This is a genomic window from Streptomyces carpinensis (assembly GCF_002154505.1).
In the GTDB taxonomy this organism is placed as follows: Bacteria; Actinomycetota; Actinomycetes; order Streptomycetales; family Streptomycetaceae; genus Streptomyces; species Streptomyces carpinensis.
Genome location: NZ_MUBM01000451.1, coordinates 1 through 811 on the forward strand (window position 1 = coordinate 1; position 811 = coordinate 811).

At 71.3% G+C, this 811-nt stretch carries 1 protein-coding gene and 1 pseudogene; both read left to right on the forward strand.

The features are described from left to right. Window positions 1-350 (forward strand): annotated as a pseudogene (locus BZY54_RS43010) (MFS transporter); the annotation flags it as partial. After that, window positions 301-811, forward strand: a 511-nt coding sequence (locus BZY54_RS43015; RefSeq protein ID WP_483025160.1) for an arginase family protein, incomplete at its 3' end; no start/stop codon positions are given. The pseudogene BZY54_RS43010 and the gene BZY54_RS43015, both read left to right, overlap by 50 nt.

Genomic DNA, 811 nt, shown 5'->3' on the forward strand with positions numbered 1-811 from the left:
GGGTGGGGATGCTCGGGTTCACGCTGCTCGGGCTGGGGCTGTGTGTGCTGGTGCCGCAGACCTTCGCGGCGGCCGGGCGACACGCCTTTGAAAATCACGGCCCCGGGGCCTCGGACGCCGCGATCGCGCGGCTCAACGTCTTCAACTACGTCGGTTTCCTGGTCGGCTCGCCGCTCGTGGGCGCGCTGGGCGACGCATGGAGCTATCGGGGCGCGATGTTGGTGCCGATGGCGTTGGTGCTGGTGACGTTGGTGTACGCCAGGTCGTTCGCGGCTCAACCGGACCGATACGGTGGCGGACATGAGCGGCCGCGCACAGCTGATGTGGGACGAGGCAGTAACGGGGTATGACTTCGGGCGGGACCATCCGATGGATCCGGTCCGTCTGGCCCTGACCAGGAAGCTCGTCGGCGCCCTCGGGCTCGACCGGGAGGCGCACCTGGTGGCGGCCAAGCCGGCCGGGGAGTCGACGCTGCGGCTCGTCCACCGGGAGGACTACATCGAGGCGGTGAAGGCCGCGTCGGCGGATCCGGCGTCGGCGGACGGCTCGTACGGTCTGGGGACGCTGGACGATCCGGCCTTCGCCGGGATGCACGAGGTGTCGGCGTTGATCGCCGGGCAGTCGGTGGGGGCGGCGGAGGCGGTGTGGCGCGGGGACGCGCTGCACGCGGTGAACTTCACGGGCGGGCTGCACCACGCGATGCCGGGCTCCGCGTCGGGGTTCTGCGTCTACAACGACGCGGCGCTGGCGATCGCGCGGCTGCTCGAACTGGGGGCCGAGCGGGTCGCGTACGTCGACGTCGACGTGCACC